The following is a 1603-nucleotide window of genomic DNA, read 5'->3' on the forward strand; positions in this document are numbered from 1 at the left end:
GAATAGCCGGCCTCCTCGATGCTGCGGACCAGCGCTTGACGATCCACCGGTCCGGAAGCCATGACATCGGCCCGTTCCGTGGCGAGATTGACGGTGGCGCTTTCGACGCCGGGCACGGCCTTGAGCGCCTTTTCAACGCGGCCAACACATGAGGCACAGGTCATGCCTTCGATCGGCAGACCGATAATCTGGGCAGCCGCCGAGTGGTCTTTTACGGGAGCGTTCATTTTTCTTCTCCGCTTCGAATATTTCGTTCGCGAAGGAAGGTGGGGTTTCCAACGATGGGAAGGTCAATGGGTATTCCGAAAGTTTTTTGATCTCTTGACCTTCCAACAGTGGGAAGCCCCATATGAAAAAGCGTGAGACCGAAACAGAGGAGTTTCTCATGCACTTCCATATCGAAAACATGACCTGTGGCGGTTGTGCCAGCAGTGTTACCAGGGCGATTCAATCGGTGGACCCTATGGCCAGGGTCACTGCCGATCCCGCCACGCGAAAGGTCGAAATCCTATCCGATCACCCTCGTGATGCATTTGAGGGCAGTCTCAAAGAGGCCGGTTATCCCGCTACCCCGGCGAGCTGATTGCCCGTACGCACCATTTGGAGAAAGCCAGAATGAACAAGCTCACCCCAATCTTTATCGGTGGCGCTATCATCGCCGCGGCCAGCCTTTCTTTCGCGCAGGCGCAAACGGGCAATGCCGGCCAAAATACACACGCAGGTCATGACACCCATGGCGTCCATATCTCTGTACGCTCTTCAGACGATCCGGTCATCCGCGCCTATCAGGAAGCAAACGACCGGATGCATGCCGACATGGCTATCGAATTTACCGGTGATGCCGATGTCGATTTCATGCGCGGCATGATCCCGCATCACCAGGGTGCGATCGACATGGCAAATGTCGTTCTCAAGCATGGAACCGATCCGGAGGTTCGCGCGCTTGCCCAAGAGGTGATTGCCGCACAGGAAGCGGAGATCGCAATGATGCGTGAATGGCTGGCCGCTCGAGGCCACTGATCGGGTGATGAGGCGGGGAGATTTACCGTTGCCTCATCCACGGAAATGCAGCTGTCGCTGCGGAGTTGGTTCCCAGCGACGGTTGTGCCGCCTCTGGGCTGTTGCCGACGTGTTGTTGCACAGGCCATGGGCGCCCGTGCCAAGCCCCTTCAGGCTCCGCAGCGCGCTGAGGATGGGGCACCTCACGCCCGCTCGCTGGCATGAATGGTCGAGGAGAATCTACATGAATCAGAATGTTCAACCGCTAGAGAAAACGGCCACGCTTTACCGGATGGTGATGCCCGAACATATCTGTCCCTATGGCATCAAATCGAAATGGCTGCTCGAATCCCAAGGCTACTCGGTCGCGGATCATCATCTGACGACGCGCGAAGAGACCGACGCCTTCAAGGCCGAGCACGATGTCGACACCACGCCGCAAACCTTCATCGGTGGCAAGCGCGTCGGTGGCTATGACGCGTTGCGGGATCATTTTGGCAAGACAGTCATACGCGAAGGTGACACGACCTATCGGCCGGTCATCGCTATATTCTCGGTGGCGTTCCTGATGGGAATTGCGATTTCCTGGGCGACCCTCGGAACG

At 57.5% G+C, this 1603-nt stretch carries 4 protein-coding genes; 3 read left to right on the forward strand and 1 reads right to left on the reverse strand.

Annotation, left to right across the window (positions count from 1 at the left end):
- A partial coding sequence (locus tag EO133_RS19995; protein ID WP_164735097.1) for a heavy-metal-associated domain-containing protein occupies positions 1–227 on the reverse strand: 227 nt, incomplete at its 3' end.
- 122 nt (positions 228–349) lie between these two features.
- Here EO133_RS19995 and EO133_RS20000 point away from each other — a divergent pair.
- From EO133_RS20000 to EO133_RS20010, 3 genes are all read left to right on the forward strand, one after another.
- Positions 350–583 carry a heavy-metal-associated domain-containing protein gene (locus EO133_RS20000; RefSeq protein WP_244640654.1) on the forward strand — a complete coding sequence of 78 codons (234 nt, stop codon included), beginning with the start codon at positions 350–352 and terminating at the stop codon, positions 581–583.
- Between the two features lie 32 nt (positions 584–615).
- Positions 616–1020 carry a CopM family metallochaperone gene (gene copM, locus EO133_RS20005; RefSeq protein WP_127074419.1) on the forward strand — a complete coding sequence of 135 codons (405 nt, stop codon included), beginning with the start codon at positions 616–618 and terminating at the stop codon, positions 1018–1020.
- A 223-nt stretch (positions 1021–1243) separates the two neighbouring features.
- Positions 1244–1603: thioredoxin domain-containing protein (locus EO133_RS20010; RefSeq protein ID WP_164735119.1), on the forward strand; the 360-nt coding region annotated here is incomplete at its 3' end.

The sequence above is a fragment of the Pelagibacterium lentulum genome (assembly GCF_003992625.1).
Taxonomy (GTDB): Bacteria; Pseudomonadota; Alphaproteobacteria; order Rhizobiales; family Devosiaceae; genus Pelagibacterium; species Pelagibacterium lentulum.